The organism is Ruegeria sp. AM7 (assembly GCF_056535965.1).
On sequence record NZ_JBQFJE010000003.1, the window covers coordinates 200,787 to 227,505 of the forward strand.

Genomic DNA, 26,719 nt, shown 5'->3' on the forward strand with positions numbered 1-26,719 from the left:
TTGAACTGAGATGAATGGTGCGATGTTATTCCGCTGCTTGCAATTGCGCAGGTTCGGGATACAGCTCGTGCATCGAAACGGATCGGCCATTATCCAACACGATACGCGCATGGTGACGCTTCAGCTGGCGCGGTTCGGCCACACCGCAGCTGTGGGCGATTATGCCAACCTCTTTCTTCATGTTCCGGGCATAGCTTGCCACACGTTCCGATTTACTGGTTGGATCAAGGCCGAACTGCAGCTTGGTATTATGCGTGGTGATTCCGGTCGGGCAGGTATTCTTGTTGCACTGCAAGGCTTGGATGCAGCCCAGTGCAAACATGAACCCACGCGCTGAATTCACAAAATCCGCACCCGCGCAAAAGGCCCATGCCACCTCGGACGGGTTGATCATCTTGCCGCTTGCGCAAACCTTGACCCTGTCGCGAAGCCCGTACTTCTTCAGCATATCTACAGTCAGAGGCAGGCTTTCGCGCAGTGGCATTCCCATGTTGTCAATCAGGCTCATCGGGGCCGCACCGGTACCGCCATCCGAGCTGTCGATGGTCACAAAATCCGGCGCGCTTTCTGGCCCACGTTTCAGAATCTCGGCGCACAGATCGTCAAAGAACCCATACGACCCTATAACCGCTTTAAAGCCGACCGGCTTGCCGGTGACGTCGCGCACATAAGCGATCATATCCAGCAGATCGCCCACGCTGTCGATTTCTGGGTGGCGGTTCGGGCTGATCGCGTCCTGACCTACTTGCAACCCGCGGATTTCGGCGATGTCCTCGGTCACTTTGGCGCCGGGAAGGATGCCGCCTTTGCCGGGTTTGGCGCCTTGGCTCAGCTTGATTTCAAACATCTTCACCGCATCATGGGCCGCGACGGTGCGCAACTTGTCCTCGTCAAACCCACCCTCGGGTTTGCGCACCCCGAATTTGCCGGTGCCGATCTGGAACACCACATCCGCACCGCTTTCCAGATGATAAGGCGATAGACCGCCCTCGCCGGTATTGATCCACATGCCCGCTTTCTTCGCCCCTTGGGACAGCGCCCGCACGGCAGGGATCGAAATCGCGCCATAACTCATGCCGGAAATGTTGAAAATTGAATCCGTCGTATAGGGGTGGCGTGCAAAGGGGCCAACTGTAACAGCCGACGGTCCTTGCGCATCCTGTTCCAGTGTCGGGAAGGGGCAGTTGGCGAAATATACGGTACCCGTGGGGCGTAGATCCCGTGTCGAGCCAAATGCGACGGTGGAGTCCACGTTCTTCGCAGCCCGGTAAACCCAAGATCGTTCCGCCCGGTTGAATGGCATTTCCTCGCGGTCCTGGGCAAAGAAATACTGACGGAAGAATTCCCCCATATGTTCAAAGAAATACCTGAACCGGGCCACAACCGGATAGTTCCGTCGCAGTGTACTTTCCGTTTGTGTCTTGTCCCGAAAGTAGGCGACGACAGCCCATAGAACCACAAGTCCGACAGCAAAGACAAAAACCAAGGACAGGATTTCCAAAACGCTGAGGAGGGACGTTGATAATTGCGACATGGCTTGGCTCGTCTGTTGGGATCGACCAAAATTCGCCAGGATCAAGCGGACTTCTAAGTCGAAGAATAAGGATGCAACCTAGATTGGGGGTTCCGAGTCTTTGTTCCAGCAGCAATCACGATTTTGCTAATAAGCGTCAACAAAGCCGTGATGACGAAAGCCTGTTCACTTTTAAATTGGTCTCTGTTTCCCAGAACACTTTTGTTTTTTCTTAGCTGATGAGCAGTGCGCACACATCTGTGGGGGTTAGCACTCACAGTTTAAGCGCCGCAGGCTCCGCGGGATTGTGTGTGCTCACAGAACGGTCACACAGGTTTGACCCGCTGTCGTACCGCGCTGTGTTACTCAAAAGCACTCACACTTTTTATGTCCACGTCCTCAATGCAAAGGCCACCAAAATGATCCGAGCCGTCCTCATCACTGCCAGCATACTCTTTGTGGCCGCCTGCGAAGGTCCAAGCGGCGGCAGCGCAGAAAATCAAACGCAAGAGTTCGAAGAGAGCTTTCGCAATCAAGGCAGCTGATGCTCCTAAGTCGGGCTGAATTCGTTTCGGCCCGACGTTTTTGGGGCAGACGCCGCAAGACTGGTAGAACAATAGGTTCTGAAACCGCGCACCTGTCGTGCGTTTTGCAGTATCAGAGGTTACGCATTCTGAACCACGGGTTGTTGGGCATCTGAGCTTGATGACAGGTTCAATCCACCTATCTGCGCCAGCAGGTCCACAATCCTGTCGACGCTCTGTCTATGTTTCAGAGATGCAAAGACAAACGGCCGCCCGTTGCGCATCCTCGTCGCGTCGCGGTCCATGACATCCAACGATGCACCGACATGGGGCGCAAGGTCGGTTTTGTTGATGATCAGGATGTCGGATTTGGTGATCGCGGGGCCACCCTTTCTGGGGATTTCTTCGCCAGCAGCCACGTCAATCACATAGAGCGTCACATCCGCCAATTCCGGACTGAAAGTTGCGGATAGGTTGTCGCCGCCGCTTTCGATCAGAACAACGTCGACATCGGGGTGCCGGGCCTGCATTTCAGCCACGGCCGCAAGGTTGATCGAGGCGTCCTCGCGGATCGCCGTATGCGGGCAGCCACCGGTTTCGACACCGATGATCCTGTCTTGGGGCAGAATCTGCATCCGCATCAGGGCCTCGGCGTCTTCACGGGTGTAGATATCGTTGGTAATTACACCGATTGAAAGACGGTCGCGCAGTGCCTCAGACAGTGCTGCGGTCAGCGTGGTTTTGCCTGCGCCGACAGGGCCGCCAATGCCCACGCGCAGAGGGCCGTTCATGCTGGTCATGTTCGGAACATCCTTGAATATTGGGTTTCATGTTTCATCGACGCAATGTCCGACAGGAAAGCAGTGGACGTCAGATCGTCCAGTGTCGCATCCAGAGCGTCCGTTGCCACGTGCTGACATAACGGGGTCAGATCTCGGATCAGGCGTTGGCCTTCGGTTTGGCCCAAGGGCACCAGACGCATTGCGCATGCGACCAGATTGGACATGAACGCTTGCAGATACATCTGTGCAGTCAGCAGCAGAGGCAGGCCGTTCAGTTTTGCGGCATAGCCCAGAGCCACGGGATAGGTCAGGGATGGCAGGTCAACTGACCATACTTCTGCCGTGACAGTGCTGAACGCTTCTCCCAAAAGGCGCGTTTCCATTAAACGCTCGGACGAGGGACAAAAGGCGCGCGACAGCCTGTCGATTTCAGCAATCCTATCCGCCGATCCAGTGTTGGCAGCGGCCAGAAAAATGCAATCGGCGCGCCCTGAGCCGTGCTGGATCACATCGGCTATCCACTCCCCCGTTTCAGCGGCCGAGGAAACGCTGCCGCTTTCAATGGCCCATTCCAGACCGTGGGAATAGGCGAAGCCGCCCACAGGGTATGCGGGCGACAGCCATTGCGTCAGCGTCAGGATATCGGCGTCAGTGGGCGTGGCCATGGGTCCTGCCGTGGCCATAGGCACCACCTTCGGGGGTGAAAGGCTCGCGGATTTCGCGCACAGTTGCCCCAAGTTTCAACAGCATGTCGCGGATGACGTGATCGACCTGTATCAGCAGGCGATCCGGCTCGACCTGACACGGTGTGTGGCGGTTGCCGATATGCCACGCGATGCGGGTGAGATCGTCGGATGTGACCTCAAGCAGCGCTTCAGGCGCGGCCTGAATGAGAACCTCGCGCCCGTCTTCCAGAACCAATGCGCCTCCGTGGTCCAGTGATGTGGTTTGGGACAAATCAATAAGGATTTGTTCGCCGCTGTCGCAGGTCAGAACTTTGCGACGCAGAAAACGGTCCTCGTAGGTAAGCGACAGGTGATCCGCGGGATCACCGTGCGTATGGTCACTGTATCGACGAGCAGTGCAGAGCAGGGCGGTCATAGTTTGGCCCCTTCTGCAGCGCGCGCGGTCAGAGCCAGATCGAGTCCGCAAACACCCTGTGAACGATCCGGTCGCGGGTCAGGCCGCGTTTGTGCAGTTCCTCGTCGCTGAGCGATTGCAGGAACTCGACTTGCCGAACCCGTGTCTGGGCTTCGGCCATGCGGATCAGCATGGAATTGACGCGTGTTGCGAAGTTTGCGATCAGCCCGAATAGCGAGAACCGCGTCGGGGTATGAGTTGCTGAATGTGCCATTTGGACCCTCGTTTCCGTTGGTCCTCCCATGAGCTTGAAAATGTGTCATGTCAGCCTCATTGAGTAGTGGGTTTTTGGTCATGGCCGCGTTGCAAATGCAGCAACGCAGCACAGTTTTTGGTCAAAACATAAAGTACCGCTGGGCCATCGGCAGAACCTCGGCCGGTTGGCAGGTCAGCAATTCGCCATCGGCGCGGACTTCGTAGGTTTCGGGATCAACCTCAACCTGCGGCGTCGCGTTGTTCAGCAGCAGGTCGCGCTTGCCGATATTGCGGGTGTTCTCTACCGCAACGGTTTGCTTGGCCAGCCCCAGTGTGTCACCAATCCCTGCAGCCTGCGCCGCGCCCGAGACGAACGTGATCGCCGAATGCTCGACCGAGCGCCCGTAGGCCCCAAACATCGGTCGGCTATAGACCGGCTGCGGCGTCGGGATCGAGGCATTCGGGTCACCCATCTGCGCGCAGGCGATGGTGCCGCCCAGCAGAACCATCTCGGGCTTGACCCCAAAAAAGGCGGGGTTCCACAGCACCAGATCGGCGCGTTTGCCTTCTTCGATACTGCCGATCTGATGGCTCAGACCGTGCGCAATCGCCGGGTTGATTGTGTATTTGGCGATATAGCGACGCACGCGCATATTGTCGTTTTCGCCGGTTTCCTCGGGCAGGCGGCCGCGCTGTTTCTTCATCTTGTCGGCGGTCTGCCATGTGCGGATCAGAACCTCTCCGACCCGGCCCATGGCCTGACTGTCGGACGCGATGATGCTGAAGGCACCCATGTCGTGCAGGATATCCTCGGCCGCGATCGTCTCGCGCCGGATGCGGCTTTCGGCAAAGGCCACGTCCTCGGGGATGGATTTATCGAGGTGGTGGCACACCATCAGCATATCCAGATGCTCCTCAACCGTGTTCACGGTGAAGGGCCGCGTCGGGTTGGTGGAGGAGGGCAGAACGTGGTTCTCGCCACAGATCTTGATGATGTCCGGGGCATGGCCGCCACCCGCACCCTCGGTGTGGAAGGCATGGATGGTCCGGCCCTTCATGGCACCTACGGTGTTTTCCACGAAACCGGATTCGTTCAGCGTGTCGGTATGGATCATCACCTGCACGTCCATCGCATCGGCCACCGTCAGGCAGCAGTCGATGGCGGCAGGGGTTGTGCCCCAATCCTCGTGCAGTTTCAGAGCACAGGCTCCCGCGTTGACTTGTTCTTCCAGCGCGGCGGGCAGCGAGGCGTTGCCCTTTCCTGCAAAGGCCAGGTTCATCGGAAACGCGTCGGCGGCCTGCAGCATCCGCCCGATATGCCAGGGGCCAGGTGTGCAGGTGGTGGCCAACGTCCCATGGGCCGGGCCAGTGCCGCCGCCCAGCATGGTGGTCAGGCCGGAATGCAGCGCATCTTCGATCTGTTGCGGGCATATGAAATGGATATGGCTGTCGAACCCGCCGGCGGTCAGGATGCGCCCTTCGCCCGCGATGGCCTCAGTCCCCGGCCCGATGATAATGTCAACACCGGGCTGCGTGTCGGGGTTTCCGGCCTTGCCGATCTTGGCGATGCGCCCGTCTTTCAGACCCACATCCGCCTTGTAGATGCCCGAGTGATCCACGATCAGCGCGTTGGTGATGACCGTGTCCACGGCCCCCTCGGCCCGCGTGGCCTGAGACTGCCCCATCCCGTCGCGGATCACCTTGCCGCCGCCGAATTTGACCTCTTCGCCATAGGTGGTCAGGTCGCGTTCGACCTCGATCACCAGATCGGTATCGGCCAGCCGCAGCTTATCACCAGTGGTGGGGCCGAACATGGCGGCATAGTCAGAGCGTTTGAGTGTTGCTGGCATCAGAGTGACCCCATGACCTTTTGGTTGAACCCGTACACCTTGCGCGCACCCCCGATGGGGATCAGCAGGACCTCGCGCGCCTGACCGGGTTCGAACCGAACGGCGGTGCCGGGCGCAATGTCCAGACGCAGGCCATGTGCGGCGGCGCGGTCGAAATCCAGCGCCGGGTTGGTTTCGGCGAAATGATAGTGCGAGCCGACCTGAACCGGACGGTCGCCGGTATTGGCGACCATGAGGGTGATCGCCTCGGCGTTCGCGTTCAGGGTGATCTCACCCTCGGCTGGGAACAGCTCTCCGGGGATCATTTGTTTAGCTTTACCATCAATGCGACGGCGGCCAGCGCGACAACCGCCAGACCGACGCCCAAAGTGGCATAGTCTGTGCCATGCGCGTGGACATGTGTGCCGTTGTGGGCCGCAGCGGGGCCAGCAAGGATCAGGGCGGGGAAGAGCATACGGGTCATATCAGTTTTCCTTTGTTAGCGAATAGGGTTGTGGACGGTCACCAGTTTGGTGCCATCAGGGAAGGTGGCCTCGACCTGAACTTCGTGGATCAACTCGGGCACGCCTTCCATGCATTGCGCGCGGGTGATCACTTCGGCCCCGGCTTGCATCATGTCAGCCACCGATCGGCCGTCGCGCGCACCTTCGACCACCGCGTCTGTGATCAGGGCGATCGCCTCGGGGTGGTTCAGCTTGACGCCGCGGGCCAGCCGTTTGCGGGCGACCTCGGCGGCCATGGCGACCAGCAGTTTGTCTTTTTCACGGGGGGTCAGGTTCATGTCAGATCATCCAGCATCGGGGAAGCGTGTCATTGTTCAGCCGCCGTAGCATCGGCATCAGCGTGCGGCGGAGGGTAAAGCTGTTTTCGGCCAGCACCCGGATCACCAGCAGATCGTCCTGGATCAGCGAGGCTCCAGCAGTGTCAGGCAGCATATTGCGAATGGGGTCGATCTGGCCCTCGGCTGTGGGTGAGACAAAGGCCACCAGCGCCATCGCGCCCGCACCGCCTGCAATATGCGGTTTGGCCAGATGGGCGTGCAGATCACCTGTGAATTGCATCGCGTCGAGAAACAGGGGGGTGCCATCGCGCAGGATCTCGATCCGGTCGCGCAGGCGGATATCAGTCAGGGTCTCACCCATGGCCATGCGGCCAAAGACCAGCGGTTCTACCATCAGTGCAGTGGCATCCGGGGCAAGGTCGATCTGCAACCGGCGATCCAGCGCACTGCCATCAAACAGGATGGTTTCCTGCGGCAGCCAATTCAGCCGCGCGCCCGGCGCGACGCTCAGGTGGTTCACGATCTGACCCGAGGGGCCGGGTTTGGCTTTGTACGCGCGTTCGCAGGCTTGGGTGGTTAGCGTCAGGGTCGTGTCTTTGCCCGCGTGGCCGGTAAAGCGGAACGTGTCGCCGCCGGTGATCCCACCTGCGGTGTTCAACAGTACAGCGTCCAGCGCGTCACCTTCGGTGCGCGGGAACAGGCATTTGAAAGAGCCTGACTGCCGGAAGCCGTCCAGAACCGAAGTTTTGCCCAATCGTTTGGCACTCAGCCGAATCGCACCCTGTGCGCGCGGCGGTTGCGCGGCCTGCGTGGGCAATATCGAGGCATGATGTGTAATGGGGCACCTGCGGATCACGTTGTTCTGCCGCCTGTTTCACCGTTTGGGCGTCGGAACTCTATTCTTCCGTGTCGGATTTGGGTGGTGTTTCGGTGCGGCAGATTAATTTTTAGGCGATCACGTTAACGACTGCCTTAAAATTAAACAAATACGACGGATCGAGGGAAATGATCTGTCAACCATTTGCTAAATTCTCTGCGATGCAGAAACCGTATGGGTGCCCGCCACGGGGACGATCCCTGGGGGTGTGTGACGGCTGCGCGAATTGGACCTCGGACACAACCGCCACACGGAACGCAACAACAGTTGCGGGGATCAGGTAGAAGAAAGGCGCGCTGCTGCGCAAGCCCTCACCTGCGCCCTGCCAGGAGGATCTTTATGACATCTCTCAAATCCACACTTGCCGGTTCGCTTGTCTTTGCTGCCATGGCGACCGCCGCGCTGGCCGAAGAAGACACCATCAAGGTGGGCGTGCTGCACTCGCTGTCGGGCACCATGGCGATCTCGGAAACCACGCTGAAAGACACCATGCTGATGCTGATCGACCAGCAAAACGCCAAGGGTGGCCTGCTGGGCAAACAGCTTGAGGCGGTTGTCGTCGACCCCGCATCGGACTGGCCGCTGTTCGCTGAAAAAGCGCGCGAGCTGCTGACTGTGCATGAGGTGGATGTGATCTTTGGCAACTGGACTTCGGTCAGCCGGAAATCGGTTCTGCCCGTGATCGAAGAGCTGAACGGCCTGCTGTTCTATCCGGTTCAGTACGAGGGCGAAGAATCGTCGAAAAACGTCTTCTACACCGGCGCCGCGCCGAACCAGCAGGCGATCCCTGCGACTGACTACTTCCTGGACGAGCTGGGTGTCGAGAAATTCGCGCTGCTGGGCACTGACTATGTGTACCCGCGGACCACCAACAACATTCTGGAAAGCTACCTGAAGGGCAAAGGCATCGCGGACGAGGATATCTTCGTCAACTACACCCCGTTCGGTCATTCCGACTGGTCCAAGATTGTGGCGGACGTTGTCGCGTTGGGCGCGGATGGCAAGAAGGTTGGCGTGATCTCGACCATCAACGGTGACGCAAACATCGGCTTCTACAAAGAACTGGCGGCCGCGGGCGTCTCAGCCGATGACATTCCGGTCGTGGCCTTCTCGGTTGGTGAAGAAGAACTGTCCGGTCTGGATACCGCGAACCTTGTGGGCCATCTGGCCGCGTGGAACTATTTCCAGTCGGCCGACACCGATGCGAACGCTGAATTCGTCGAAACATGGAAAGCCACCATGGGCGACGAACGCGTGACCAACGACCCGATGGAGGCGCATTATATCGGCTTCAACATGTGGGTGAACGCCGCGACCGAAGCGGGCTCGACCGAAGTCGACGATGTGCGCGCCGCGATGTACGGGCAGGAATTCCCGAACCTGACCGGCGGTACGGCTGTGATGCTGCCGAACCACCACCTGGCCAAGCCGGTTCTGATCGGTGAGATTCAGGAAGACGGTCAGTTCGACATCATCAGCGAGACCGACGTTGTGCCGGGCGATGCCTGGACCGATTTCCTGCCGGAATCGGCGGTTCTGATCTCGGATTGGAAAGAGCTGGGCTGCGGTATGTACAACACCGAGACCAAGACCTGCGTTCAGACGCTGTCGAACTACTAAACGATACGCAAGGCGGGTGTGACCGCCCGCCTTGCCCCCAAAGACACTCGGGTTTCTCCACATGTTACGACTATTCCTTGCGGGCCTCGCAATCCTGTGCGCCTGCCTGACTGCCAACGCGCAAGAGGCCGGTCTGCAACCGATCCTGCAAGAGCATCAGGAGATCATCGCCAAAAGCTCGCGCAAGACGATCGGACCAGCGATTGACGCGATCGCCAGCAGTGGGCTGCCGCAGGCGCAGGTAATGCTTGAGACATGGGCCGCCAAAAACGTGTGGATGCGCAAGTCGGATGGCCTGTTCTTTGCCGGGAAAAAGGGTGAGGGACGGTCCTATGAGCTGACCGATTTCGACACCGGAGAGGTGGTCGGCACGTTCGAGAAATCCGAGCTGAAACAGCTGAAACCCAACAGTGGCGTCCGTGCGATGATCGGTACGGCCTTGGTGCAATTTCAGCTGTCCGACCCGGATCGTGCAAAACGACTGGCTGCTTTGACATCTATCCAACGTGACCCCGAAGGCGCCTTGCTTGAGCCGCTGCGCGCGTCGATTGACGACGAACCCGATACCGATCTGAAAACGCAGAAACAGCGGTTGGAACGGTTGCTGACCATTGGGTATGACGAAGATACCGCCGCGCGCGTGGCCGCGATCGAGGAGATGTCCGACGATCTGGGGGTGGATGTCCGCGCGGCGCTGAACCCTCTGGTCGTGACCAAGCTACAGACGGCGACGGACCTGCCTTCGGATGTGAATATCGCCGGTGTTCTGCAGCCCGGCTCGGATGACCTGCCGCGTGATGCGGCCTATGACCTGTTGGTTGCCAGCGATTTGGCCGCGCCGCGTGTTTCGGCGGATGACATCCGTGCGGCGTTGGCTGCCAATATCGACGGAGGCCGCGTGGGCGGTGTTCCGGTCGCGCAACTGAACTCCGACGCCGCCCGCGCGCAGGCTTATGCGGCGCTGGCCGAAGCCGGAACTGTTCCCGCGTTGATCACGCAGACTGACATCGATGCAGCGCTGGGCGCGCATGTGTTCTTTGAAACCTATGCAGAGCCGTCGGGCGAAGTCACAGCCGCCGCCGAAAAGGCGCTGGACCAAATCGAACTGAAGGTCGGCCTGAACCAGACCCTCGACCTGACGCTGGACGCGATTTCTCTGGCCTCGATCTATTTCCTCGCCGCTATCGGTCTTGCCATCACCTTCGGCGTGATGGGCGTGATCAACATGGCCCATGGCGAGTTCATCATGATGGGCGCCTATACCGGCTATGTGGTGCAGCAGTTTATCCCCGACCATACGCTGTCGATCATCGTCGCCATCCCGATGGCCTTTGCCGTCACTTTCGCCATGGGCGTCGCGATGGAGCGGCTGGTGATCCGTTGGCTTTATTCTCGCCCGCTGGAGACTCTGCTGGCGACGTTTGGTATCTCGATTGCGCTGCAACAACTGGCCAAGAACATCTTTGGCACGCAGGCCCGCCCACTGACTGCACCGGGCTGGCTGGACGGAGCATGGGTGCTGAACGATGTGGTCTCGATCAGTTACATCCGTATCGCGATATTCGTGCTGGCGATGATCTTTCTGGGGCTGTTCCTGTATATTATGAAGCGTACCCGTTTGGGGCTTGAGATGCGCGCGGTGACGCAGAACGCGCGCATGGCGGGGTCGATGGGGATCAATCCGGGGCGGGTGAATATGCTGACCTTTGGGCTTGGTTCCGGCATCGCTGGAATAGCCGGGGTTGCGATTGGTCTGTTCGCCAAGGTCACATCCGATCTGGGCAACGACTATATCGTGCAGAGCTTTATGACAGTTGTTGTGGGCGGCGTCGGCAACATCTGGGGTGCGCTGGCAGGCGCAGGCATGATCGGCTTCCTGCAAAAGGGGATCGAGTGGATGAACCCATCGAACACCCTCGCAGCGCAGACCTACATGATCGTCTTTATCATCATTTTCATCCAGTTCCGGCCAAGGGGCATCATCGCCCTAAAAGGCCGCGCGGCGGGGGATTGAGCCATGGAACGCAGCTTTGTCGCCAAAAACCCATCGGTGCTGGTCTTTCTGGCCATCCTATCGCTGTTCACTTTGGGCGTTACCGTCCTGTCCGAAGGGTTCGGCATCGGCGTGATCTCGACCAGTTTCGTCAAGACGCTGGGCAAGACCCTGTGCCTGTGCCTGATCGCTGTCGCAATGGATCTGGTTTGGGGCTTTACCGGCATCCTCTCACTGGGCCATTTCGCCTTTTTCGGGCTGGGCGGCTACATGATCGGCATGTGGCTAATGTACGAACGCACCCGCTTGATCGTGGTCGAGTCGCTGTCGCAAGCCGAAATCCCTCCGATGTCATCCGAGGTCGTTGACGCCATCGGCACGCAGATCTTCGGCGTGGTCGGATCGTCGGAGTTCCCTTTGATCTGGGCTTTCTCGGACAGCCTGTTCCTGCAACTGGTACTGGTCGTGCTGGTGCCCGGCCTGCTGGCGCTGATCTTCGGATGGCTCGCGTTCCGCAGCCGGGTCACGGGCGTTTACCTGTCGATCCTGACGCAAGCGATGACCTTGGCTCTGGCCCTGTACCTTTTTCAGAACGACAGCGGCTTGCGCGGCAACAATGGCCTGTCGGGCTTGCAGAACCTGCCGGGAGTCACCGCATCACAGGACGTGGTGTCGGTCTGGTTCCTTTGGGCCTCGGCACTGGCCTTGGGGCTGGGATACATGCTGGCGGCATGGGTGGTGTCGGGCAAGTTCGGCTCGGTCATCCGCGGCATCCGCGATAACGAGGCGCGGGTGCGGTTCCTCGGCTACTCGGTCGAGGTCTACAAGCTGGCCGTCTTCACCCTGACCGCTTGCATCGCCGCCATCGCTGGCGCGCTCTATTATCCGCAGGCGGGCATCATCAACCCCGAAGAGATGGCCCCCATCGCTTCGATCTATCTGGCTGTCTGGGTCGCCATCGGCGGGCGCGGTCGCCTGTACGGTGCCGTCATTGGTGCGGCGTTCGTCAGCCTACTCAGCACGTGGTTTACGGGCGGGCAGGCCCCGGACATTCCGCTGGGATTCTACACGATCAAATGGGTTGACTGGTGGCAGGTGCTGCTGGGCGTATCCTTCGTGTTGGTCACACTGTTCGCCCCGCAGGGGATCGGGGGGCTGTTCGACCTCTGGTCCAACCGCCGCGCGCCACAGCGCCACGGCGCGGCCCTTGGACCCGATGAAAGCGCGTTGCGCGAAAAGGAGGCCACGGAATGAGCACTCTGCTAGAAGTCAGTGGCGTGTCCGTCACCTTCGACGGGTTCCGCGCCATCAACAACCTGTCGTTTCAGATCGGCAACGCGGAACTGCGCGCCGTGATCGGGCCGAACGGGGCAGGTAAAACGACCTTCATGGATATCGTCACCGGCAAGACCCGGCCCGACGAAGGCCGCGTGATCTGGGGTGAGAAATCCATATCCCTGCTGCGCATGAGCGAGGCCAGGATCGCGCAGGCCGGCATCGGGCGGAAGTTCCAGAAACCCACCGTGTTCGAAGATCAGACCGTGCAGGAAAACCTGCTTATGGCGCTGAAGAACAAACGCGGCTGGCTGGGCGTGCTGTTCTATCGCCCTGCAAAGGGTGATCTGGAGAAAGTCGAGGAACTGGCCGCCGAGATCGGCCTGAAGGACGAGTTAACCCGCAAATCGGGCGAGCTGAGCCATGGGCAGAAACAATGGCTCGAGATTGGGATGCTTCTGGCGCAGGAGCCGCGCTTGCTGCTGGTTGACGAGCCCGCCGCAGGGATGACCCCGCAGGAACGCGAACACACCACCGATCTGCTGGTGCAGGCTGCAAAGACCCGCGCTGTGGTGGTCGTGGAACACGATATGGAGTTCGTCCGCCGCCTGAACTGCAAAGTCACCGTGCTGCACGAGGGTTCGGTTCTGGCCGAAGGGTCTTTGGACCATGTCACATCAAATCAGGACGTCATCGACGTCTATCTGGGGCGCTAGGCGATGCTGAAACTGAACGATCTGACCCTGCATTACGGGCATTCGCAAATCCTGAACGGTATCTCGATGCAGGCCGCGCAAGGCGAAGTTACCTGCGTGATGGGCACCAATGGCGTCGGCAAGACCAGCCTGATCAAGGCGATTTCCGGTACCCACCCGCGTTCGGGCGGTGGGTTGGAGCTGAATGGGGAAGTGTTGCCGCCCTTGCCCGCACATAAGATGGCATGGAAAGGAGTAGCGTATGTTCCGCAGGGTCGCGAAATCTTCCCATTGATGACTGTTCGCGAAAACCTTGAATCCGGGTTTGCGTGCTTGCCAAAGGACGAGCATTTCGTCCCGGACGAGATTTTCGATCTGTTTCCCGTCCTGAAGCAAATGCAAAATCGCCGGGGAGGCGACCTGTCAGGCGGCCAACAGCAACAACTGGCAATTGCGCGTGCCTTGATCACCAAACCCAAACTGCTTTTGCTGGACGAGCCGACCGAGGGTATCCAGCCCAATATCATCCAACAGATCGGCGATGTCATACGGCATCTCAGAAGCAAGGGTGAGATGGCCATCGTTCTTGTCGAACAGTATTTCGACTTTGCCTACGACCTTGCCGACCGTTTTGTCGTGCTCAGACGTGGTTCCATCCTGATGGAAGGGGCAAGGCAGGACTTGTCGCGAGAGCAGGTTTTACAGGGCGTGACGGTCTAACGTCTAGCAACTTAAGACGAAAAACGCTGTACGGCCCCCGAGCGAGCGAGGGGCCGTTTTGCATTTTGTGGCTTAGGTTTTCCGGTCAACTTCGGAAAAGTGCACTGGTTTTCGGTGTTTTGTCGGGCTTTTGGGCTTACGCGAGCTGTCAAAACACGATTCGTGTGCGTGGCGAATCTGTGAATTTTTGTGTTTGGCGGTCATATTCAGCCCAACTCTGGCCACAAATCCGCCCAAGTTGAAAGAAAATTCCCGTTATGCGGGAAAACCTTTTCGTTTGGGGGGAGGTTCCATCGCGACTCGCTTGGTATCAATTTTGTTAACGGGGATGTGAACCTCGTGTGTGTGCGGTCATTTCGCACTTGGTAAAACAGTCTGGAGTACAAATTATGAAGAATTCAATTCGCAAGATTTTCCTGAAACTGCGTGAAGACGAGCGCGGCGCGACCCTGGTTGAATATGGTATTGCCCTGTTTGTTGCGATCGTTGTTGGCGGTACAGTGCTCACTCAGCTGTCCAACGCCACCAGCTCGAACTTCTCGGACGCGGTTGGTGCGGCGACCCGCTAACCAATCCTGTGCTACGACACGAGATTGAACAGTTGATACCTCATACGTTGGTGAAGAAAAACCTCATTGAGGTATCAGTTTAAGTAGAAGCACCTACCACGGGTTTGCGCTTAAATCTCGTACTCGGTTAAACATTATGGAGTATGACCTTATGAAAAATTCTATCCGCAAGGTTTTCTTGAGACTGCGTGAAGATGAGCGCGGAGCAACTTTGGTTGAATATGGCATTGCCCTGTTTGTTGCTATTGTTGTTGGCGGTGTGGTTCTGACCGGTTTGGCTAACGCGACTAGCTCGAACTTCTCAGACGCGGTTGGTGCGGCGACCCGCTAACCAATCTTCAATGATAGGTTAAAACTTTGATTCCCCGGCTAAAAGTCGGGGTGTCACCCCAGAATTAACGGTTTTTTCGTCAGTTCATCAGTCGGTTTGTTAATGAAGACAGCAATTCGCTCCAATCTGACGGCCTGAACCGACTTCGGAAATTGGAGGGCACTATGCGCGTTAAGTCTTTTTTGATGACATTCTTGGGTGTCGGTTTGGCAGGCGGTGCCGTTCTTATTGCCCAGGACCAAATTCAACGAAATCAGGAAGCTGCTGCAGACGCATCAATCGTCCGCGTTGTTGCAGTTGCTGAAGACATTCCATTTGGAACACCGATCGAAAGGTACAAGCTGACCACGATCGACTGGCCGGCAGAGTCGGTTCCGGCTGGTGTGTTTACCAACTTTGATGATGTTCTACCTGAAACCGGAGCAGATCCGCGTCGCGCGAAGCGTGCTTTGGCGCAGGGTGAGATTTTGTTGGCCTCAAAGGTCTCGGACTTTGGTGAGAAAGTCACGATTGTGCAGACGATCGGGGAAAACAACCGGGCGGTTGCCATCAGTGTCGATGCGCAAACCGGCGTTGGCGGTTTCGTCACACCTGGCGATTTCGTAGACATCGTGTTGACCCGCGGGTCCAATGATGAGCTGCGCGCCATTACAATTCTTCAAAATATTCGCATTATCGGCGTCGACCAAACTGCGGATGAGGAGCTGGATCAACCCGGTATCGCACGGACCGTGACGGTTGAAGTCACCCCGCAGCAAGGTCAGCGTTTGGCCTTGGCGCAAAAGGCAGGTCAGTTGAGCCTCTCACTGCGTTCACTGAACACAGAAGACGATGAGCCGCTCGAAGCAGTACGCCTGAGCGATATTCTTCTGGAAAAGTCACCAGCAGAAGATGGTGAACCGCAACCGATTGTCAAAGTGCGTCGCGGTATTTCCGAGGTCGAGGAGTTCAGGGTGGAAAATCCCACTGCGGCCGCTGCCGAACAGGACGTCCCCGTCACAGACACGTCCGGGACAGTGAATTAAAGCACGGAGAGTTTGGGAGGGTTTGACGATGTTTACGGTTAAAGAGTTCAAGAAAAAAGAAGACGGCGCAATTCTGGTTTTTGTTGGAATGAGCCTGGTTTTCATCTTTGGCTTTGTCGCGCTGACTTTTGACCTTGGCCGTGTCGTTTCCACCCAAACCGACCTTCAGTCCTACGCTGATCACGTTGCGCTGGCTGCCGCTGGTGAACTGGACGGCGAAGGAGATGCGATTACCCGGGCTGAGGCCGCTGCCGCTGCGATGATTGCGGACGAACAGTTCTTTGCCGAAGGCGATCGCGCACTGGACTCGGCCGCAGATTTCGATATCCAGTTTTTGACTGGTTTGCCCAATGACGCGCGCGACGAAGCCTCTGTCGCCAGTTTTGTGACGACCGACCCGACTTTGGCCGTCATGGCTGAGGTTACCGCAACGCCACGGACAGTTTTCCTTCCATTCTCGCGCGCTTTGGCAACTTTGCTTGGTGCGACCCCGCAAGATGCCGAGGTCAGCGCACAGGCGATTGCAGGTTTCACGGCCTACGCCTGTGATGTCACTCCGCTTATGTTCTGCATCCCTCCGGGTTGGACTGCTAACGCGAATATCGGATCCACGATCAAACTGCGCACTGGTCAGGCCAATGCCGCGTGGGGTCCGGGCAACTTTGGGTTCCTTGATCCAACTGATTTTGGCATCAATCCGACGGGGCCATGTGCGGGGCTGAACGGCTCGAACCTGTACATTTGCCTGATCGCTGCTGAGGGTAACAAAGGTCGTTGCGTCGTGCAGCGGGGTGTTGATACCGAACCCGGTCAGCGCCAGGGCATCGGCGGAGCAATCTATAACTCGCGCTTTGACTATTTTACGTCGACCTTGACCAACGAAAGAAATGATCCCGATTACGCGCCGGGGCCGCAGGTTATTTCAGGATGGGTTCAACCCACTAGCAATGGAAATGGCAATGGAAATGGCAATGGAAATGGCAACAGCTGTATCAGCGGTCAGCCCACGCTGTCCACAGATACCATGCCTTTCCCGCCGGATGACTGTTTTGCAACTGATACTTGCGGTTCGCTAGTCCCCAACAGCGGTGGTCGGTTTGGAAATGGCGATTGGTCCAATGGTCGTCAGGATTATCTGGATGTGAACTATGGCGCGGGCCTTGATCCTTTGAACAATCCGCTGCCGGTAAACAATTCCGACGGAGCCAATGTGATCCGTAACATGCCGACTGGACTGCCATCTGCAGGCGGAACAACGCGCTACCAAATGTATCTTGAAGAGATCAATCAATTCTCAGGCGGCCCGATCCTGTCTAATCGCTCGGAAACTGGGCGCGCGCAGTGCTCCACGCCTGCGTCGACTGATCCCGACCGCCGCACCTTTATTCTGGCTGCGATCGACTGCGCCGCGAACAACGTTCAAGGCCGTGCCGTAGATGTTCCGGTTGAGGAATATGTCAAAGGCTTCATGATCCAGCCTCTGGCGAATTCATCGGGTACCGATTTCGACATTTACCTTGAAGTGGTCGAACAAGTCGGCGGCGCCGGTTTGGGCGGCAGTGAAGATGACGGTATTTTCCGCGATGTCGTGAGGTTGTACCGGTGAAACGCTTGATCTCGCATATCCAACGCCTCAAGCGCTGTGAATCTGGCGCACCGATGGTCGAATTCGCGATGGTTCTTCCGCTGCTGCTGCTGTTCATTGCAGTGATTATCGAAGGCAGCCGGATCACCTGGGCGCATCAGGCTGCTGCTGCCGGTGTCCGCGATGCATCCCGGATGATCGCAAGGACGGCTCCGATTGACTTGTGCGCAACGGCCACTGGACCGGTCACATTGGGCGGTGACTACGAAATAACAGCGACAGAAATCGTTACAAACCAGCTTGGCGGCACGTCTATCATGCCGGTTGGGACGTCTGTCGTGGACGTGATCCCCACCTGCCTGCGTCGTAATGGCGCCTATAGGGTCAACCCGGCCTCGGTGGTGGAAGTGACCGCTCAGGTTCGCGTCGAATTCTTGTTCGGCAACGTTTTCAGCTTGTTCGGTGGCGCTCTGGGCCCGTTGAACATGGAAATCTCGGATCAAAGCAGGGTGTTTGGCATATGACACGTCTGGTTAGCATCTTTCGCAAATTCCGTACGCAAGAACGCGGTGCAGCCCTTGTTGAAATGGCGCTGGTCGTTCCGATGTTCCTTTTGCTGATGTTTGGCATCGTGGATTATGGTCGCCTGTACTGGTCGACAACAACGGCTCAGAAGGCGATGCAAAAAGCAGCACGGCTGGCAACTGTCGGTCCTGCGCAGTGCGGAGCGTTGCCTGCGTCACATGAGTTGGTCAACAATCCAACAGGTACTCCTCGGTTCGGAACCTTGTGCCGCGTAGGTGGCATCTGTGCAGTCCCGAACTTGCCTGCCCCGTGCCGTCTGGACACAAGCACTGCCTACGGTGAGCGTATCTGGGATGAAATCCAATCGCTTCTGCCACCTGGCACAACCCCGACGAATGTGCAGTTCGCCTATACTCACGATCCACGCCTGGGTTTTCTGGGCGGCCCTTATACGCCAGTTGTTACGGCCGAATTGATTGATGTGGACTTCGATTTCGTAATGCCGCTGGCCGGACTGGCAGCACTGGCTTCCAATAGCCCGGCGGTAACTTCAAACACCCCAAATAGTATTTCCCTTCCCGCGATGAGCACTTCGGTTCCTGCCGAAGACCTGGGCATCGGGGCAGCAGAGTAAGGAGAAAGATAATGAGTGGAAAACAGATTTCAGTATTGTTGATTTCGCCCGACGAAGAGATCTACTCGGCGATTGAAGGGTCTCTTGCTGAACAGGAGAACTGCCAGTTCACTGGCCGAAAAGATACGGTCTCGGGTGTGAACGGTTCGGCCATCTCGCTTACGGCGCTGAATGATGTGGTTCTGTTCGACGTCGAGGAAGACAGCGACAAAATGCTGGAAACAGCACAGAGCATCTGCGATGCGCGGATGCCCAACGCAATTATCATTGCGCTGGCCCCGGAAGATCTGCCGCTTGAAAAAGCTAGACAGCTTAAGAAATTGGGCGTCGATGACGTTTTACCCCGGACCGCGATCAACGAGGAGATCGTGCCGCAGGTTGATGCGATCCGGACTCGCCGCCAAGCTCAGTTGCCTGCAGTTTGGGGCGGTCATGCAACGCTGGGCAAAGTAATTGCCGTGGCAAAATCTCGTGGTGGTGTTGGTTCTTCGCTTGTGGCCGCAAATATGGCCAACGAGTTGCAGCAGAAAGAAGGTTTCTTCAAGAAGAAAGCGGCCAACGAGGTTGCAGTGGTTGATCTGGACTTCCAGTTTGGTTCCATCGCGGCCCTGATGGACGTGGAAGAAAGCGATGCCATGTGGCGCATGGCAATGGAAGAAAGCATTCCTGACACTGCGTTTCTGGATCAGGCGATGACCAAAGCACCATGCGGTGTAGATGTTCTGGCAGCTCCATCACGTTATGGCCCGCTGTCTGCCATCAAAGACGAACAGATTGACGCTATTCTGGACAGTTTGCGCCGGTCTCACGACTACGTTGTGGTTGATCTGCCGCGTGCTTTGGTCGAATGGATCACTCCGGTGCTCGCTCAGGCGGACAGGCTGTATCTGGTTACGGATGTTGCCGTGCCGTCGGTGCGCTCTGCCCGCAAGCTGATTGATTTTTATCACAGCGAAAACCCGGCTTTGGACATTCAACTGGTTGCAAGCCTTGAGAAAAAACCCTTGTTCCCCGCGGCCCATCACCGCGCGGCGACCAAGCTACTTGAAAAAGACTTCTCGTATTGGGTGCCAAAGGACGAGCGTACAGTGCGCGAGTCCGTTGATCGAGGCGTTCCCTTGCAGGACGTGTCCAACCGGGCGCCAGCGACCCGGGCGATCAAGAAGCTGGCGGATGACACGCGGGCGTCTCTGCCGCCGCGCGTGAACAGCTGACGTCCGTTCCCCAAGCCGTGATGCAAGATAAAGTAAAAGGTTGAAAGAATGTTTCGTGAATTTGACAGAACGAGCCGTACAGCACCCAGCGCACCCAAGGTCGTTCCCTTGGATACCAAGAAGCTGGACTCTAACGTATCAGACATCGCAGCCTTTGAAGCCGAGAAAAAGGTCGTTGATCGCGAAAGACAGTTGGATCGCATTGACCTGAAGGCGCGGATGCACAACTCGCTGCTGGACAAGCTGAACCTCGCGGTCATCGACAAGGTTGAAGAGGACACTCTGCGCGGCGAGATTGGCAAACACGCTACAGATCTGTTGCGCCATGAAGGCCGTGCGATGCGCAGCGAAGAGATCAAAGAGCTTGTCGAAGAGCTAATGCATGAAGTCCTGGGCCTTGGCCCGCTCGAGCCATTGCTGGCCGACCCTACGATCAACGATATCCTGGTCAACGGCCATGAGCAGATCTTTGTCGAACGCGCTGGTATCCTTGAAAAAACTGAAGCCCGGTTCCGTGATGAACGCCACCTGCTGCGTATCATCGACAAAATCGTTAGCCGGGTTGGTCGCCGTATTGATGAACGTCAGCCTTGGGTGGACGCACGTCTCGAGGATGGTAGCCGTGTGAACGCTATTATTCGGCCTTGCGCTTTGGATGGTCCTGCCCTGTCGATCCGTAAATTTGCACGCGTTCCTTTGACGATGCAGCGTTTGGTGAACAACGGCGCCTTGAACGACAGTGCCGCAAACCTGCTGAGAGGGCTGGTTGACGCCAAGATGAATGTTTTGATCTCGGGCGGTACAGGCTCTGGTAAGACGACGATGCTGAACGCGCTTTCTTCTTACATTGGCTCGAATGAACGGATCGTGACCATTGAAGATGCCGCGGAACTTCAGTTGCAGCAGGAACATGTGCTGCGCATGGAGACACGTCCGGCTGGTCTGGACGGAACAGGAGCTGTGGCGCAGCGTGACCTTGTTCGAAATGCGCTGCGGATGCGCCCGGACCGTATCGTCGTAGGCGAGGTACGCGGCTCGGAAGCCTTTGACATGCTGCAGGCCATGAACACAGGCCACGACGGATCGATGACTACGGTCCACGCGAACAGCCCAAGAGATGCCCTGTCGCGTGTCGAACAGATGGTTCAGATGGGTGGAATGGAACTGCCACATTCGGCCATTCGCGCCACCATTGCCTCGGCAGTGCACTTTGTTCTGCAGTTGAACCGAATGTCAGACGGTACCCGCCGCGTGACTTCCATTGCTGAAGTGACCGGCATGGAAGGGGACATTGTGACCATGCAAGACATCTTTGTCTTCAAGCGCGAAGGTAAAGATGAGAACGGCAAAGTTTTGGGACGGTTCAAGGCAACCGGTATCCGGCCGAAGTCGAGCGAAGCATTGGCCGCTGCTGGGGTAGACCTGTCCACCGTCCAGTTCACCTAAGGAGGCGGGTCATGTTCGAGCAAATTCGATCATTCTTTTCCAATCTCGATATCAACGGCATTGTTGGGCCCGAGATGGAAATCTTCGGTTTTGATGCGCGCTTTGTTCTCGCGTTGGCTGTTTTTCTGGGGGCTCTGATCGCATGGGAAGGGCTGCGGCAATTCCTGAAGCGGGGTGAAAACCGCGAAGAAGCGATCAATCGTCGCGTTCAGTTGCTAAACGAAGGTAAGAGCGGCGAAGATGTTCTGAACCTGCTTAAACCGCAGGAAGCCAAGCCATTGATCCGGAATTTCCCGTTCGTGGGGGATCTTCCGGCAGCGTTGAAAGCGTCCGGGTTAAACATGGCCCCCGAGGTGTTCCTGATGGCTTGTGCTGCGGCCTTTCTTGTCTGCGCAATTGGCGGTTCGCTCGTGTCTAACCCGGTGCAGGTTGTGCCAATCTCGGCCGTGGTTTTCTTGCTGGGCCCGCTTGTTATCCTCGGAAGCACGTTGAGAAAGCGTAAGGCCACGCTGATCAAGCAACTGCCTGATGCGTTGGACCTTATGGCCCGGGGTTTGAAAGTTGGGCATCCGCTGAACACGACGTTGCAGAGCGTTGCCGAAGAGATGCCTGATCCTATCGGCACCGAGTTCGGGCTGATTGTCGACCAGGTTGCCTACGGAGAAGAACTGCCGGATGCCTTGAAAACCCTTGCCGATCGTATTGACGAAGAAGACATTCAGTACTTGGCCGTTGCGTTGATGATGCAGCATGGTACCGGGGGTGATCTTGCCGGAATCCTCAGAACTCTGGCCCGGGTTATTCGCGCGCGAATGTCGCTGCGCCGTAAAGTTAAGGCGATCTCGGCGGAAGGTCGAATGACCGCATTTATCCTATCCAGTATTCCCGTTCTCATTGCTGTCTTTATGACGATCATGACACCGACCTATTACGGCGATGTTGCGGATGCTCCGTCATTCTGGCCGGTAATGGGTGTGATCGGGGTAGCGGTGGTTCTGAATGCCATCATCTTGTTTAAGCTGGTGAATTTCCGGATATAAGGAGTTTCCCCGATGGAATATATCAATTCTATTCTTGCTGACGAAATTGGGTCTCAAATCCTTTTGCTTGCAATTGTGATTCTTGGTGCAGTGCTTGCCTTTTTTGGAATTTCGTCCACGTTCAAAGAACGCTCAACCGCTGCTGATCGCATGGCGCCAAGTCGGCCGCGCCAAAATCTGGCTCGGGGAACGCCGGATAAACTGGAAGGCGAAACGCCGACTGGCCTGAGCGCAGCGCTTATCCCTGCCGATGCAAGCGAGCGCCTCGAAGTCGGGCAGGTGCTGGCCAAGTCTGGCTTTCGCGGGAAGAACGCGATTGCGGGTTACTACTTTATCCGGTTGGGCCTGGCGACCTTTTTGCCGATGACCTTTATCTTTTTGCTCAACTGGCAGCCGCCGAACAACTTTGGCGCGCGGATTGCAGAATATATGGGCGGCCTGGACTTGCTGGCGACTCTAAGAAACGTGGTCATTTTGGGTGCGATCGGGTTCTACGTTCCTCATCTGTGGATGAAAGCCCGCATCAAAGAGCGCAAATGGCAGATGGAGAGCGCCTTCCCGAACATGCTGGATCTTCTGCAGATCGGGATCGAAGCTGGTATGGGATTCGATCAGGCTCTGCTAAAAGTTGCTGTCGAAATGCAATTGGTTGCTCCAGAACTGTCCGAAGAAATACTGATCGCGCTAAGCGAGATTCAGGCAGGTCGGGATCGTGACACAGCTCTTATGCGTATGGCGCGTCGAACCGGGATCGAGGAAATGAGTGCTTTTGTAAGTGTCGTTCTTCAGTCGACCCGGTTTGGTGTTCCGCTTGCTTCTGCCTTGAACACGTATGCGGAAGAGATGCGGGAACTGCGTGAAGTGCGCGCTCAGGAAAAGGCCAACAAATTGCCCGTCCAAATGTCGGCAGTCATGGCCAGCCTGATGTTGCCAGCTATTGCTGGTTTGATCCTGGCTCCGATCGTGATTCGATACATGGAGACTTTTGGAAGCTAAGTCTGACTACGCATACTGAAGGACAGAATGCACGGTCAAAACCAGTCCCGAAGACCCGATCGCGATCCCCATTGGAAACTCTCGCGATTGGGCAGTTGATTTGAAGCGCGGAGATAGGGTTTTGGCATAACGCCGTACCAAGGCCATCCCAACAAGCCCCAGACCCATACCTGCGGCCAAGAGCAGTAAATAGTCGGGAATTGCTGGGCTTGGAACAATGAGAAACACGACAGGAAGCATCTTGGCGTCCCCGCCGCCCAGCCATCTGACTGCGAACAGGCCAAAGCAAAGCAGAAAGCACGCTCCGCCAATCATGAGGCGCATGAACAACTCGTGCCAGTCCAGAAACGGGGTCGTGGCCACGAAGATGACCAGGCCGATGATGCAATAGGTGTTAGGAATTCGCAGCTGAGTGAAATCAGTCCACGCTGTAGCCGCAAACAGCGGCGCGAACAGCCATAGGGCAATCCAGTTTTGCCAGTCTAATTCAGGCATTAAGCCCTTGCTTGATGCAGTTTCCCGTACAGCGCCTCGCGCTCTTCGACCGACACTAGTCTGCGTGCCAGCATATGGAAATTATCCAGACCGGTTTTCGAATAGATATGTTTGAGGTGTGTCCTGACAGTTGCAGGTCCAATTCCCAACTCAGCTCCGATACCTTGGGATGATATGCCGCGAGACACCAATACGCACACACGCCATTCGGCACGGGTAAGCCCCGCAGGGTTTTCGGTGCTCAAGATGGGCACTTCAATACTTGTCTTGCGGATGGTTGCGACGGTCTGCCGGGACAATGCCTCGGTCACAAGGCCAGCGCGCCGGCTCTGAAACGTCTCAGATAACTGCGGAGCAATCTGTTCGATTGCCTCTTTATAGCCGGGTTCGGGATTCTGACCAAAGTGCAGCTCAAGAAAGTCTATTTCGCCAGCCTGATGGTCCAGACACAGGAACAGGATGTCCGAGATTTTGCGATGCGCAATCCAATCTGTCAGAACCGGTGACAGTTTCGCAGGGTCCTCGCCATCTTCACGCAAACTGAAAACCGATGCCCTTTTCGGCATGTTGCGAAAAGGTCCAAGCGCGTCATTGGCATAGGACAAGAACAGAGGGCGGCTGATTGATGGATCGCGCGCGTCCGAACGCGCGGCCACCCTGTGGGCACCTTTGTTCAGCCACAAACGGCTTATGACGGCGCAGTCTGCACCGAAGGCTTCCACTATACCATTGAGAGCTGCGTCCAGAACAAGGCCGCCCTGACTCCAATGAATGAAATTTATGATTGCTCGTGCATGAAGCGCATTTGGCAGCCACGCTCCAGTTTGAGCCTTCCCCCCATTCATACGTCACCATTCCATACTAATTACAACAAAAATGCGGCTTACGCCAAAAGCGGACAAATGCCCACTCGATTCTTTAACGATTCTTTTGAAAGACTAACGTACCATCTAAAAAATTAACTGAAAATTAATGGAACATAAATTTAGAGCAACGAACGAAAGTTGTGACTTTATGGCCTCCTTTCTGGGGACAAACGAGCGAGCTCTTTTAGACTGTTTCTTTCATGGCGTGTCAGGCGCTCTGGCTTGAGTCATTATGAGCGTTCATAATGGGAATTATGTCGGAAAATAAACTCGTCAAATATTGGTAAGTTTAAGCTCTTCAGAATGTGCTCTCAGGTGTATCAATGCGGCGCGGACAAGTGTCATTGTGAGAACTCTTCGCATTTGACCCTAAGGGTGCATCTTGAATCAGCGAGTTTGGTGGCGGTTTTAGGTTTTTGACAGGAATATTGAGTTCACAATTAAACATCTGTAATTAAATAGTAAAAAAAACCAGAATGGCGAAACATTAACTGATTTTCTATTTTCTTGTATATTTGTTTACTTAACATCGTTGCAAGTTTAATAGGTTGTTGAGAAATTTTCGGATGGGCCTCCATACTCATAGAACGCAGAAATGCGCCTTCACTCGCTGGAAGAGGAGCCAGAGAGTGAAAATTGGGAAATGGGAGGAATGAATGACTAACAAATCTGTCACACGCCGCGGCGTGCTGAAGTCCGGTGCCGTTGCGGGAACCGGTCTGGCCCTGCCTACGATCTTCACCGCTTCGTCAGCAGCAGCCTACACTAACGAGCCCACAGGGTCTTCGGTTACCCTTGGTTTCAACGTCCCGCAGACCGGGCCATATGCCGAAGAAGGAAATGATGAACTTCTGGCGCAACAGCTGGCGGTCGAGCATCTGAATGGTGAAGGCGATGGCGGTTGCCTGAACACCTTTACGTCCAAGGCGCTCAAGGGGAACGGTATCCTTGGCAAAAAGGTCGAGTTCGTAACCGGTGATACACAAACCAAATCGGATGCAGCCCGCGCTTCGGCCAAGTCGATGATCGAAAAAGACGGGGCCGTGATGATCAACGGCGGATCGTCCTCGGGCGTGGCTGTTGCGGTTCAGGGTCTGTGCCAAGAGGCAGGCGTGATCTTTATGGCGGGTCTGACCCATGCCAATGACACCACCGGTAAAGACAAGAAAGCCAACGGTTTCCGCCACTTCTTCAACGCCTATATGTCGGGTGCCGCGCTGGCGCCGGTGCTGGCGGCTGAGATGGGCAAGGAACGCCGCGCTTATCACCTGACAGCTGACTACAACTGGGGCTGGACCCAGGAAGAGTCGATTGTTGCTTCGACCGAAGCCTTGGGATGGGAAACGGTCAACACGGTCAAAACACCACTCGCGTCAACGGACTTTTCGTCCTACATCGCTCCGGTTCTGAACTCGGGCGCGGATGTTCTGGTTCTGAACCACTATGGCGGCAACATGGTGAACTCGCTGACCAACGCGATTCAGTTCGGCTTGCTGGACAAGGTGGCCAACGGCAAGGACTTCAAGATTGTCGTGCCGCTGTATTCCGAACTGATGGCCGCTGGTGCGGGCGAGAACATCAAGGGCGTGCTGGGTTCGATGAACTGGAACTGGCAGCTGCAGGATGAGGGCACCAAGGCCTTCGTGAAATCCTTCGGTGAAAAGTACGGCAAACCGCCATCCAACTCGGCCCAGACCTGCTATGCGCAGGTTCTGCTATATGCCGATGCGGTCGAGCGTGCGGGTACGTTCAACCCCTGTGGCGTTGTCGAAGCGCTGGAAGGGTTCGAGTTCGACGGTCTGGGCAACGGCAAGACGTTGTACCGCGCCGAAGATCACCAGTGCTTCAAAGATGTGCTGGTCGTGCGTGGCAACGAAAACCCGACCAACGCCTATGACACGCTGGAAATCGTTGAAGTGACCCCGGTCGAGCAGGTGACCTATGCACCGGATCACCCGATGTTCTCTGGCGGTGCCCTGGGTTCGTGTAACTCGGGCGCATAATCCGCGCCTCAGAATTTTCGACGAA

The 26,719-nt window shown here is 56.7% G+C and carries 28 protein-coding genes; 16 read left to right on the forward strand and 12 right to left on the reverse strand.

The features are described 5' to 3' along the window. Positions 1 to 25: 25 nt before the first annotated feature. The 10 genes from ACR3EG_RS04675 to ACR3EG_RS04720 form a co-directional block, all read right to left on the reverse strand. Complete coding sequence (locus ACR3EG_RS04675) at positions 26 to 1,534, reverse strand: FMN-binding glutamate synthase family protein (RefSeq protein ID WP_480483306.1); 1,509 nt, start codon at positions 1,532 to 1,534, stop codon at positions 26 to 28. Between the two features lie 643 nt (positions 1,535 to 2,177). Continuing rightward, positions 2,178 to 2,837: an urease accessory protein UreG gene (gene ureG, locus ACR3EG_RS04680; RefSeq protein WP_170353409.1), complete on the reverse strand. Its 660-nt coding sequence runs from the start codon at positions 2,835 to 2,837 to the stop codon at positions 2,178 to 2,180. After that, on the reverse strand, positions 2,834 to 3,502 hold the full coding sequence (locus tag ACR3EG_RS04685; RefSeq protein WP_480483308.1) for an urease accessory protein UreF: 669 nt from the start codon (positions 3,500 to 3,502) through the stop codon (positions 2,834 to 2,836). The genes ureG and ACR3EG_RS04685 overlap by 4 nt, the downstream gene beginning before the upstream one ends. Beyond that, positions 3,468 to 3,920: an urease accessory protein UreE gene (locus ACR3EG_RS04690; protein WP_170353408.1), complete on the reverse strand. Its 453-nt coding sequence runs from the start codon at positions 3,918 to 3,920 to the stop codon at positions 3,468 to 3,470. Before ACR3EG_RS04690 ends, ACR3EG_RS04685 begins: the two co-directional genes overlap by 35 nt. 28 nt (positions 3,921 to 3,948) lie before the next feature. Further along, positions 3,949 to 4,173 carry a DUF1127 domain-containing protein gene (locus ACR3EG_RS04695; RefSeq protein WP_480483310.1) on the reverse strand — a complete coding sequence of 75 codons (225 nt, stop codon included), beginning with the start codon at positions 4,171 to 4,173 and terminating at the stop codon, positions 3,949 to 3,951. 121 nt (positions 4,174 to 4,294) lie between these two features. Beyond that, positions 4,295 to 6,004: an urease subunit alpha gene (ureC, locus tag ACR3EG_RS04700; protein WP_480483312.1), complete on the reverse strand. Its 1,710-nt coding sequence runs from the start codon at positions 6,002 to 6,004 to the stop codon at positions 4,295 to 4,297. Next, positions 6,004 to 6,309, reverse strand: coding sequence for an urease subunit beta (locus ACR3EG_RS04705; RefSeq protein WP_480483314.1), 306 nt, complete (start codon positions 6,307 to 6,309; stop codon positions 6,004 to 6,006). The genes ureC and ACR3EG_RS04705 overlap by 1 nt, the downstream gene beginning before the upstream one ends. Next, positions 6,306 to 6,467 (reverse strand): peptidase M23, encoded by a 162-nt coding sequence (locus ACR3EG_RS04710; protein ID WP_170353404.1) that lies wholly within the window; start codon positions 6,465 to 6,467, stop codon positions 6,306 to 6,308. Before ACR3EG_RS04710 ends, ACR3EG_RS04705 begins: the two co-directional genes overlap by 4 nt. Positions 6,468 to 6,482: 15 nt before the next feature. Beyond that, the gene (locus ACR3EG_RS04715; RefSeq protein ID WP_480483316.1) at positions 6,483 to 6,785 is read right to left on the reverse strand and encodes an urease subunit gamma; all 303 of its coding nucleotides are present in this window, start codon (positions 6,783 to 6,785) and stop codon (positions 6,483 to 6,485) included. Position 6,786: 1 nt separating this feature from the next. Continuing rightward, entirely contained in the window at positions 6,787 to 7,641 is an 855-nt protein-coding gene (locus ACR3EG_RS04720; protein WP_480483318.1) for an urease accessory protein UreD, read from the reverse strand. A 360-nt stretch (positions 7,642 to 8,001) separates the two neighbouring features. Between ACR3EG_RS04720 and urtA the strand changes: the two genes are divergently transcribed. The 15 genes from urtA to ACR3EG_RS04795 all read left to right on the forward strand — a co-directional run bounded on the left by urtA (position 8,002) and on the right by ACR3EG_RS04795 (position 23,330). Further along, positions 8,002 to 9,282, forward strand: coding sequence for an urea ABC transporter substrate-binding protein (gene urtA, locus ACR3EG_RS04725; protein ID WP_480483320.1), 1,281 nt, complete (start codon positions 8,002 to 8,004; stop codon positions 9,280 to 9,282). 61 nt (positions 9,283 to 9,343) lie between these two features. Then, entirely contained in the window at positions 9,344 to 11,296 is a 1,953-nt protein-coding gene (urtB, locus tag ACR3EG_RS04730) for an urea ABC transporter permease subunit UrtB (protein WP_480483322.1), read from the forward strand. A 3-nt stretch (positions 11,297 to 11,299) separates the two neighbouring features. After that, on the forward strand, positions 11,300 to 12,529 hold the full coding sequence (urtC, locus tag ACR3EG_RS04735; protein WP_480483324.1) for an urea ABC transporter permease subunit UrtC: 1,230 nt from the start codon (positions 11,300 to 11,302) through the stop codon (positions 12,527 to 12,529). Next, positions 12,526 to 13,266: an urea ABC transporter ATP-binding protein UrtD gene (gene urtD, locus ACR3EG_RS04740; protein WP_480483326.1), complete on the forward strand. Its 741-nt coding sequence runs from the start codon at positions 12,526 to 12,528 to the stop codon at positions 13,264 to 13,266. Before urtC ends, urtD begins: the two co-directional genes overlap by 4 nt. 3 nt (positions 13,267 to 13,269) lie before the next feature. Then, on the forward strand, positions 13,270 to 13,965 hold the full coding sequence (gene urtE / locus ACR3EG_RS04745; protein ID WP_480483328.1) for an urea ABC transporter ATP-binding subunit UrtE: 696 nt from the start codon (positions 13,270 to 13,272) through the stop codon (positions 13,963 to 13,965). Positions 13,966 to 14,354: 389 nt separating this feature from the next. Beyond that, positions 14,355 to 14,534, forward strand: a complete 180-nt coding sequence (locus ACR3EG_RS04750) for a Flp family type IVb pilin (protein WP_480483330.1) — start codon at positions 14,355 to 14,357, stop codon at positions 14,532 to 14,534. Between the two features lie 151 nt (positions 14,535 to 14,685). After that, a complete protein-coding gene (locus ACR3EG_RS04755) occupies positions 14,686 to 14,865 on the forward strand; it encodes a Flp family type IVb pilin (RefSeq protein ID WP_209195222.1) in 180 nt (59 codons plus the stop codon). A gap of 164 nt (positions 14,866 to 15,029) precedes the next feature. Next, on the forward strand, positions 15,030 to 15,890 hold the full coding sequence (cpaB, locus tag ACR3EG_RS04760; protein ID WP_480483332.1) for a Flp pilus assembly protein CpaB: 861 nt from the start codon (positions 15,030 to 15,032) through the stop codon (positions 15,888 to 15,890). A 28-nt stretch (positions 15,891 to 15,918) separates the two neighbouring features. Continuing rightward, positions 15,919 to 17,496: a pilus assembly protein TadG-related protein gene (locus tag ACR3EG_RS04765; RefSeq protein WP_480483334.1), complete on the forward strand. Its 1,578-nt coding sequence runs from the start codon at positions 15,919 to 15,921 to the stop codon at positions 17,494 to 17,496. Beyond that, positions 17,493 to 17,999, forward strand: coding sequence for a TadE/TadG family type IV pilus assembly protein (locus ACR3EG_RS04770; protein ID WP_480483336.1), 507 nt, complete (start codon positions 17,493 to 17,495; stop codon positions 17,997 to 17,999). Before ACR3EG_RS04765 ends, ACR3EG_RS04770 begins: the two co-directional genes overlap by 4 nt. Then, a complete protein-coding gene (locus ACR3EG_RS04775) occupies positions 17,996 to 18,634 on the forward strand; it encodes a TadE/TadG family type IV pilus assembly protein (protein WP_480483338.1) in 639 nt (212 codons plus the stop codon). The genes ACR3EG_RS04770 and ACR3EG_RS04775 overlap by 4 nt, the downstream gene beginning before the upstream one ends. Positions 18,635 to 18,645: 11 nt before the next feature. Next, positions 18,646 to 19,848: a CpaE/TadZ family protein gene (locus tag ACR3EG_RS04780; RefSeq protein WP_480483340.1), complete on the forward strand. Its 1,203-nt coding sequence runs from the start codon at positions 18,646 to 18,648 to the stop codon at positions 19,846 to 19,848. A gap of 48 nt (positions 19,849 to 19,896) precedes the next feature. After that, the gene (locus tag ACR3EG_RS04785) at positions 19,897 to 21,294 is read left to right on the forward strand and encodes a TadA family conjugal transfer-associated ATPase (RefSeq protein WP_480483342.1); all 1,398 of its coding nucleotides are present in this window, start codon (positions 19,897 to 19,899) and stop codon (positions 21,292 to 21,294) included. A gap of 11 nt (positions 21,295 to 21,305) precedes the next feature. After that, positions 21,306 to 22,334 (forward strand): type II secretion system F family protein, encoded by a 1,029-nt coding sequence (locus ACR3EG_RS04790; RefSeq protein ID WP_480483344.1) that lies wholly within the window; start codon positions 21,306 to 21,308, stop codon positions 22,332 to 22,334. 12 nt (positions 22,335 to 22,346) lie between these two features. Next, positions 22,347 to 23,330, forward strand: coding sequence for a type II secretion system F family protein (locus tag ACR3EG_RS04795; RefSeq protein ID WP_480483346.1), 984 nt, complete (start codon positions 22,347 to 22,349; stop codon positions 23,328 to 23,330). Between the two features lie 6 nt (positions 23,331 to 23,336). Here ACR3EG_RS04795 and ACR3EG_RS04800 read toward each other — a convergent pair whose 3' ends face one another. Both ACR3EG_RS04800 and ACR3EG_RS04805 read right to left on the reverse strand, forming a co-directional pair. Beyond that, on the reverse strand, positions 23,337 to 23,825 hold the full coding sequence (locus ACR3EG_RS04800; protein WP_480483348.1) for an A24 family peptidase: 489 nt from the start codon (positions 23,823 to 23,825) through the stop codon (positions 23,337 to 23,339). Next, on the reverse strand, positions 23,825 to 24,481 hold the full coding sequence (locus ACR3EG_RS04805) for a helix-turn-helix transcriptional regulator (protein ID WP_480483350.1): 657 nt from the start codon (positions 24,479 to 24,481) through the stop codon (positions 23,825 to 23,827). The genes ACR3EG_RS04800 and ACR3EG_RS04805 overlap by 1 nt, the downstream gene beginning before the upstream one ends. An 866-nt stretch (positions 24,482 to 25,347) precedes the next feature. On the opposite strand from ACR3EG_RS04805, the gene ACR3EG_RS04810 reads away from it, so the two are divergent. Then, complete coding sequence (locus ACR3EG_RS04810; RefSeq protein WP_480483352.1) at positions 25,348 to 26,694, forward strand: substrate-binding protein; 1,347 nt, start codon at positions 25,348 to 25,350, stop codon at positions 26,692 to 26,694. The last annotated feature ends 25 nt before the right edge of the window (positions 26,695 to 26,719 follow it).

What these genes read in the sequence shown, in the direction of transcription:
- ACR3EG_RS04705 (WP_480483314.1), bottom strand. Translation starts at nt 6,309, where the DNA reads ATGATCCCCGGAGAGCTGTTCCCAGCCGAGGGTGAGATCACCCTGAAC.
- ACR3EG_RS04695 (WP_480483310.1), bottom strand. Translation starts at nt 4,173, where the DNA reads ATGGCACATTCAGCAACTCATACCCCGACGCGGTTCTCGCTATTCGGG.
- ACR3EG_RS04800 (WP_480483348.1), bottom strand. Translation starts at nt 23,825, where the DNA reads ATGCCTGAATTAGACTGGCAAAACTGGATTGCCCTATGGCTGTTCGCG.
- ACR3EG_RS04755 (WP_209195222.1), top strand. Translation starts at nt 14,686, where the DNA reads ATGAAAAATTCTATCCGCAAGGTTTTCTTGAGACTGCGTGAAGATGAG.
- ACR3EG_RS04685 (WP_480483308.1), bottom strand. Translation starts at nt 3,502, where the DNA reads ATGGCCACGGCAGGACCCATGGCCACGCCCACTGACGCCGATATCCTG.
- ACR3EG_RS04790 (WP_480483344.1), top strand. Translation starts at nt 21,306, where the DNA reads ATGTTCGAGCAAATTCGATCATTCTTTTCCAATCTCGATATCAACGGC.
- ACR3EG_RS04750 (WP_480483330.1), top strand. Translation starts at nt 14,355, where the DNA reads ATGAAGAATTCAATTCGCAAGATTTTCCTGAAACTGCGTGAAGACGAG.
- ACR3EG_RS04690 (WP_170353408.1), bottom strand. Translation starts at nt 3,920, where the DNA reads ATGACCGCCCTGCTCTGCACTGCTCGTCGATACAGTGACCATACGCAC.
- ACR3EG_RS04675 (WP_480483306.1), bottom strand. Translation starts at nt 1,534, where the DNA reads ATGTCGCAATTATCAACGTCCCTCCTCAGCGTTTTGGAAATCCTGTCC.
- urtB (WP_480483322.1), top strand. Translation starts at nt 9,344, where the DNA reads ATGTTACGACTATTCCTTGCGGGCCTCGCAATCCTGTGCGCCTGCCTG.
- urtD (WP_480483326.1), top strand. Translation starts at nt 12,526, where the DNA reads ATGAGCACTCTGCTAGAAGTCAGTGGCGTGTCCGTCACCTTCGACGGG.
- cpaB (WP_480483332.1), top strand. Translation starts at nt 15,030, where the DNA reads ATGCGCGTTAAGTCTTTTTTGATGACATTCTTGGGTGTCGGTTTGGCA.
- ACR3EG_RS04775 (WP_480483338.1), top strand. Translation starts at nt 17,996, where the DNA reads ATGACACGTCTGGTTAGCATCTTTCGCAAATTCCGTACGCAAGAACGC.
- ACR3EG_RS04765 (WP_480483334.1), top strand. Translation starts at nt 15,919, where the DNA reads ATGTTTACGGTTAAAGAGTTCAAGAAAAAAGAAGACGGCGCAATTCTG.
- ureC (WP_480483312.1), bottom strand. Translation starts at nt 6,004, where the DNA reads ATGCCAGCAACACTCAAACGCTCTGACTATGCCGCCATGTTCGGCCCC.
- ACR3EG_RS04715 (WP_480483316.1), bottom strand. Translation starts at nt 6,785, where the DNA reads ATGAACCTGACCCCCCGTGAAAAAGACAAACTGCTGGTCGCCATGGCC.
- ACR3EG_RS04780 (WP_480483340.1), top strand. Translation starts at nt 18,646, where the DNA reads ATGAGTGGAAAACAGATTTCAGTATTGTTGATTTCGCCCGACGAAGAG.
- ACR3EG_RS04710 (WP_170353404.1), bottom strand. Translation starts at nt 6,467, where the DNA reads ATGACCCGTATGCTCTTCCCCGCCCTGATCCTTGCTGGCCCCGCTGCG.
- urtA (WP_480483320.1), top strand. Translation starts at nt 8,002, where the DNA reads ATGACATCTCTCAAATCCACACTTGCCGGTTCGCTTGTCTTTGCTGCC.
- urtC (WP_480483324.1), top strand. Translation starts at nt 11,300, where the DNA reads ATGGAACGCAGCTTTGTCGCCAAAAACCCATCGGTGCTGGTCTTTCTG.
- ACR3EG_RS04810 (WP_480483352.1), top strand. Translation starts at nt 25,348, where the DNA reads ATGACTAACAAATCTGTCACACGCCGCGGCGTGCTGAAGTCCGGTGCC.
- ureG (WP_170353409.1), bottom strand. Translation starts at nt 2,837, where the DNA reads ATGACCAGCATGAACGGCCCTCTGCGCGTGGGCATTGGCGGCCCTGTC.
- urtE (WP_480483328.1), top strand. Translation starts at nt 13,270, where the DNA reads ATGCTGAAACTGAACGATCTGACCCTGCATTACGGGCATTCGCAAATC.
- ACR3EG_RS04785 (WP_480483342.1), top strand. Translation starts at nt 19,897, where the DNA reads ATGTTTCGTGAATTTGACAGAACGAGCCGTACAGCACCCAGCGCACCC.
- ACR3EG_RS04795 (WP_480483346.1), top strand. Translation starts at nt 22,347, where the DNA reads ATGGAATATATCAATTCTATTCTTGCTGACGAAATTGGGTCTCAAATC.